5 protein-coding genes and 1 pseudogene are annotated in these 6,084 nt (G+C 66.4%); 2 read left to right on the top strand and 4 right to left on the bottom strand.

Annotation, left to right across the window (positions count from 1 at the left end; translation table 11 throughout):
* Positions 1 to 182: 182 nt before the first annotated feature.
* The 3 genes from VN047_RS10435 to VN047_RS10425 all read right to left on the bottom strand — a co-directional run bounded on the left by VN047_RS10435 (position 183) and on the right by VN047_RS10425 (position 3,133).
* The gene (locus tag VN047_RS10435) at positions 183 to 851 is read right to left on the bottom strand and encodes a hypothetical protein (protein ID WP_325542409.1); all 669 of its coding nucleotides are present in this window, start codon (positions 849 to 851) and stop codon (positions 183 to 185) included.
* Positions 852 to 883: 32 nt separating this feature from the next.
* The gene (dxs, locus tag VN047_RS10430) at positions 884 to 2,812 is read right to left on the bottom strand and encodes a 1-deoxy-D-xylulose-5-phosphate synthase (protein ID WP_325542407.1); all 1,929 of its coding nucleotides are present in this window, start codon (positions 2,810 to 2,812) and stop codon (positions 884 to 886) included.
* 87 nt (positions 2,813 to 2,899) lie between these two features.
* Entirely contained in the window at positions 2,900 to 3,133 is a 234-nt protein-coding gene (locus VN047_RS10425) for a hypothetical protein (RefSeq protein WP_325542405.1), read from the bottom strand.
* Positions 3,134 to 3,324: 191 nt separating this feature from the next.
* On the opposite strand from VN047_RS10425, the gene VN047_RS10420 reads away from it, so the two are divergent.
* Positions 3,325 to 4,356, top strand: coding sequence for a MipA/OmpV family protein (locus VN047_RS10420; protein WP_325542403.1), 1,032 nt, complete (start codon positions 3,325 to 3,327; stop codon positions 4,354 to 4,356).
* Between the two features lie 158 nt (positions 4,357 to 4,514).
* Positions 4,515 to 5,084 (top strand): superoxide dismutase family protein, encoded by a 570-nt coding sequence (locus VN047_RS10415; RefSeq protein ID WP_325542401.1) that lies wholly within the window; start codon positions 4,515 to 4,517, stop codon positions 5,082 to 5,084.
* 67 nt (positions 5,085 to 5,151) lie between these two features.
* Here the strand turns inward: VN047_RS10415 and VN047_RS10410 are convergent.
* Positions 5,152 to 6,084, bottom strand: a pseudogene (locus VN047_RS10410) (MFS transporter); the annotation flags it as partial.

Genomic DNA, 6,084 nt, shown 5'->3' with positions numbered 1-6,084 from the left:
ATCCGCAGCCAGGTCGGCAGCCCCGACACGCAGGTCGTCGACAAGGGCCTCGTCGTCCGCGACATCCTTGCCGCACCCGAAGGCGACGGCCGCGACGCGCAGGCGGCGATCCCGGGCGCCTGAGCTTTAGGCAGAAACATGGAAATGAGGGCCCGGTCGTTCCGGGCCCTTTTCTTTCGAACTCAGGCGAAAGCCAGCGAAACGAGCGTAAAGGCGGCGAGTCCCTCGACCATCGCACGCGAGGCATGGAGCGCGGCGCGCCACCGCGCAACGCGCAGATGCTGGGCGAACCACAATATCTGCAGCGTCCCGAACCAGAGCAGCGCGAACAGCAGCGACAGCAGGCCCGCGAGTTTCCATTCGAACGCCTCCAGCCGCATCAGGATCGACGACAGGCCGACCATCAGCGCGAAGGGCGCGGTGGCATAGCATTGACTGTAAAAGGGCGGCTTCAACGGCACGCGGTCGAGCTTCACGTTCCGCGCGCGCACCAGCCGCGCTGCCATCACCAGCGGAAAGATGCTGAAAAAGGCGACGCGCATCAGGATGAAGGTCGAATCATCGTCGACCAGCCCGCCAAGCCCGGTCTTTTGCGATACCACCGCATTCTGCCCGACCAGCGACAGTTCGAGTGCGTGGCTGATCACGAGCGTCAGCAGCAGAAAGAGCGGCGGCGACAGCGTATCGGTATATTGCCGTTCGGCCGGATCACCGAGTTCGGCGTCCGAATAATCCATCATGTTCAACGGATGCCGCAGCGCGCGCCACAGCGTGACCGGATAGAAGACCAGCCACGACATGACTTCGTAAAGAAGCTCGTCGAGCTGCTGGATCAGCTTCAGGAAGTCCATGCCGCGCCCCCTGCCCCGGCCGGGCGTTCAGCCTAGGCCCGCGCGCCCGCTTCCTCGACCCCCGCGCTGTTATGGCGCAACGCCTTCAGCACCGTATCGACGATCTGCGGCGCATTGAGCCCGGCTTCGTCATATTGCAGCTCGGGCTTGTCCTGATCCTGGAACATGTCGGGCAGGCGCATCGTGCGCAGCTTCAGCCCGGCGTCGATCAGCCCCTCGTCGCTCGCCAGCGTCAGCACATGCGCGCCGAGACCGCCGACGCTATTTTCCTCGATCGTCACGCAAACCTCATGGCTCGCGAGCGTCTTGCGGATCAGTTCCTCGTCGAGCGGCTTGGCGAAGCGAAGGTCGATCACGCTCGTCGACAGCCCGCGCGCTTCGAGCGTATCCGCCGCCTTCAGCGCTTCGGCGAGCCGCGTGCCCAGCGACAGGATCGCGACGGTCTTGCCGCTGCGTACGACGCGCCCCTTGCCGATTTCCAGCTTCTGCGGAACCTCGGGCAAAGCCACACCGGTGCCGTTGCCGCGCGGATAGCGGAACGCGATCGGGCCGTCGTCATATTCGGCGGCGGTATAGGTCATATGGACGAGCTCGGCCTCGTCGGCCGCCGCCATCACGACGAAATTGGGCAAGGTCGCGAGATAAGTGACGTCGAACGAGCCCGCATGCGTCGACCCGTCGGCACCGACGAGCCCGGCGCGGTCGATCGCGAAACGCACAGGGAGGTTCTGGATCGCGACGTCATGGACGACCTGGTCATAGGCGCGCTGGAGGAAGGTCGAATAGATCGCCGCGAACGGCCGCATGCCTTGGGCGGCGAGCCCCGCTGCAAAGGTCACCGCATGCTGCTCGGCGATGCCGACGTCGAACGTCCGTGTCGGATGCGCCTTCGCGAATTTGTCGACCCCGGTCCCCGACGGCATCGCGGCGGTGATCGCGACGATGCGCTTGTCGGTGTCGGCGAGCTTGGCGAGCGTCTCGCCGAAGACATTCTGGTACTGTGGCGGTCCCGGCGGCGCTTTCGCCTGCTCGCCGGTGATCACGTCGAATTTCTGGACGCCATGATATTTGTCTGCCGCGGCCTCGGCGGGGGCATAACCCTTGCCCTTCACCGTCACCGCATGAATCAGCACCGGGCCATGATCGCTGTCGCGCACATTCTCCAGCACCGGGATCAGATGCTCGAGATTATGCCCGTCGATCGGCCCGACATAATAGAAACCGAGTTCTTCGAAGAGCGTCCCGCCCATCGCCATGCCGCGCGCATATTCGTCGGTCTTCTTCGCCGCCTTGTGCAGCGGCTCGGGCAGCTTCCGCGCAAAGCGGCGCGCGATCTCGCGCAGCTCGATAAACGGCCGCGACGACACCAGTTTCGCCAGATAGGCCGACAGCCCCCCGACGGGCGGTGCGATCGACATGTCATTGTCGTTCAGGATCACGATCAAGCGGTTGCCGGCCGCCGCCGCGTTGTTCATCGCCTCATAGGCCATACCCGCCGACATCGACCCGTCGCCGATCACCGCGATCGCGCGCCCGGGTTCGTCCTTCAGCTTGTTCGCGATCGCAAAGCCCAGCGCCGCGCTGATCGAGGTCGAGCTGTGCGCCGCGCCGAACGGGTCGTACTCGCTCTCGCTGCGCTTGGTGAAGCCCGACAGGCCGCCGCCGGTACGCAGCGTACGAATCCGGTCGCGCCGCCCGGTGATGATCTTGTGCGGATAGCATTGGTGGCCGACGTCCCACACGATCTTGTCGCGCGGCGTGTCGAACACATAATGGAGCGCGGTCGTCAGCTCGACGACACCCAGCCCCGAGCCCAGATGCCCGCCGGTCGTCCCGACAGCCGAAATCATCTCGGCGCGCAGCTCGTCGGTGAACTGGCGGAGATCTTCGGGCCTCAGCTTGCGGAGGTCGGCGGGGACATCCACCGTGTCGAGCAGCGGCGTATGCGGACGGTCAGTCATCTCGCCGTCATACTGGTAACCGCCAATAGTGTCGAACGAAAAGGGCGGGTGGGCCCGCCGATGCCCCGCGCCCGCGGCAGAGCCGGATCAGCGCTCCTCTTCGTCCCCGGCCCGATGTTTCGCCGCGCCGACCTGCGCATAGAGGCCGCGCACCATCAGATCGGTGAACACCAGCATGACCCCGATCATCCCGACGAGCAGCGCCACCGCGGCGACGGGAAAAGGCCCGATCGCCTCCAGCGACCCGCGCCGCATCAGCACCGCGAGCACCACCGCGGCAGCCATCAGCGCATAGCCGATCAGGCGCGGGATCCGGCTCACCGGCCCTGTATCCGGGCCATGCCGCGGGAACCAATGGCGGCGCGGGGGGATATGAGAGCGACGAAGGAGCATTGATGCATGAAAGGCACGATGGAGCCAAAAGCGTCAGGCGGCAAGATGAAGCCGTTGCAATGGCGGGACATTTACTTACGCCTCCGTAAAGAGGGGCCAGAACACAGGAAAACAGGTGGATGCTGATGCCCGATCTGACATTGTTGTTCCGCATGGTCCGCCCGGCTCGCCTGATCCCGCCTCTCGCCGCATTCGCCATCGCAGCGTTCGCGACCCCTGCCGCCGCCGAAGATATATCGCTCCCCTACGATCTGACCGCGGGCTCCGACACGACGCTCGCCACCGGCGACGCCAATCGATCGGCGCGTTACCTGCAGGAGACCGAGGACCTCGACGAAAATATCCTGCTGCCCGCGAGGCGCCCGCAGGACGACACCCCCGACAGAAAATGGGCGCGCGACTATTTTGCGGTCGCCGCAGGGGTGCTCAGCACGCCGCAGTACAGCGGCTCCGACGACCGGCGAATCCTGCCCGCCTTCTTGTTCCGCGGGCGAGTCAGCGGCTATTCCTTTTCGACCCGCGGCACCAATTTCCAGATCGACCTGATCCGCCAGCGCCAGGGCCAAAAGACCGACTTCAAATTCGGGCCGACGATCAGCCTGCGCGGCGGCCGCAGCGGCACGACCGACGATCCGCAGGTCGCCGCGCTCGGCAAACGCAAGATGGCGGTCGAAATGGGTCTTTTTGCCGGCGTCACCCACACCGGCGTCATCACCAGCCAATACGACCAGATCGGCTTCCGCCTCTCGGCGTCGCAGGACATATCGGGCCGCCATGGCAGCTGGGCGGTATCGCCGGCAATCGACTATGGCACCCCCCTGTCGAAACGCGCCTATATAGGCGTGTCGGCATCGATGAATTTCTACGGCAAGGGTTTCGGCCGCTATTATTACGACATCGACGCGCTCGGCAGCGCCGCCAGCGGACTTCCCGTCTACACCGGCGCGGGGCGCAAGCCGACCGCGGGCAAATATACGCTCGGCATCGCCGGGGCCTATGGCCTGTCGGGCGACCTGCGCAAGGGCTTCACGCTGATCGGCGGGGCGCAATATGGCCGCATCGCCTCGCGCTTCGCCAAATCGCCGATCGTGGCGGAGGTCGGCGACGCCGACCAGTGGGTCTTCGGCGGAGGGGTCGCCTATCAGTTCTGACGGGCGGCGAGCGATCGCCTGCACCTCGAAACCGACTTAGGCTCTTGGAACCGGCCGAAAATACGGGCATCACCGGCACAGCGGGATCGAAGCGCGCCGCCGCCAGGTCCCGATTCCAGGTTTCAAGACCGCCAGTTTTCAAGACAGGGAGCAGCAAGATGACGATTGGTTCGCGCCGCAAACAGGCCATTGCCGGGGGCCTCGCCGTCGCCGGGGTGCTCGCGCTCGCCGGCTGTGCCGGGACAAGCAAGACGCCGACGTCGACCATGCCTCCACCCGACGCCTATGCCCCGCTCACCGACGCGAAGGGCGCCGATCGCGGCCGCGCCGACATCTATCGCGATACCAGCGGCCTCCGGATCGAACTGGTCGCGCGCGGTTTCGCGCCGGGCACCTATGGCATGCACGTCCATGCGGTCGGGCAATGCACGCCGCCCGATTTCGCCAGCGCGGGCCCGCACTGGAACCCGACCGGCGCGCAGCACGGCCGCGAAAATCCGATGGGCGCCCACCATGGCGACCTGCCCAATCTCGTGATCGAAACCGACCAGATCGGCCGCGCAACGCTGCAACTCGTCGGATCGCGTTTCGAGGGCGAGGGCGCGCTGCTCGACGCCGACGGCGCCGCCTTCGTCATCCACGCCGGACCCGACGACTACAAGACCGATCCCAGCGGCAACAGCGGCGGCCGCGTCGCGTGCGGCGTGATCGTCCGCGAAGCGAAATAAGCGCCAACTCTCCGGCGCCGCCATCCCGGTCCCGGCCGGGCTGGCGGCCCGGACCGGGGTCGCACTTCTAGGCCTCCGCCGCGCGCTCCGCGATCGTCGCCTCGGCCTGCGGGACGGCGCGGTAGGCATACAGCAACAGTCCGAGCGCGATCGGCGCGACGCCGATCAGCGACAATATGCCGGTGCGCAGGTCGCCGACGGGCTTGCCATCGACGATCGTGCCGGCAAGGTCCGAAATCTGCCCGACCATATAGGGGCCGAACGACAGGCCGACGAGCGTGGTGCCGAGGAAGAAGGCGGCGGTCGCGGTGCCGCGCATCCTTGGCAGCACCAGATCCTGCGTCGTCGCCGCGGCCGCGCCGAGTGCGGCGGCGCCGAGCATGCCGGCGAGGAAGTTCATGGCATAGAAGAGCGTCGAATTTGCGGTCGTATAGCCGATCCAGATCGGGATGATCGGCGCGACGACGCCGAAGATGATCATCAGGATGCGTCCTGCGGGGTTTTTCGCGCGCAGATGATCGGCGACGCGGCCGCCGATGATCACCCCGACGAAGCCCGCGACCGCGCCGTTCGCGCCGAGGATGAAGGCGAGTTCCTGCTTGGGCAGCCCGAGCACGATCTCGGCATAGGGCGCCGACCAGAAGGCGAGCGCATAGGCCGCGAGCGCGACGAGGCCGTAGCCCAGCGTCGTGCAGAGAAAGGCCGGGGTGCCCCAGATCAGCCGGAAGGTCGCGGGGTCGTGCGCGCGCAGCGTGCATGCCCAGGAAAACACCGCATAATAGCCGACCCCGACCGCCGACCATTGCGGGAAATTGCCCGTCAGTTCGATCATCCACCACGCGAAGGCGCCGATCGCGGCGGCGAAGCCGAGGTTGATCGCCAGCGCCGCGGGGCCGCGCTTCGCGGCGCCGATCAGCGTCAGCGGCGGCACGATCATCGACAAATCCTTGCCGAATTCGCGGAACGGCGCCGGCGAACTCGGGCTCGGCGCCCCGTCCAT

Origin of the sequence: Sphingopyxis sp. (assembly GCF_035565275.1) — a bacterium.
Lineage (GTDB): Bacteria > Pseudomonadota > Alphaproteobacteria > Sphingomonadales > Sphingomonadaceae > Sphingopyxis.
This window is presented reverse-complemented; position numbering and strand designations above follow the sequence as displayed.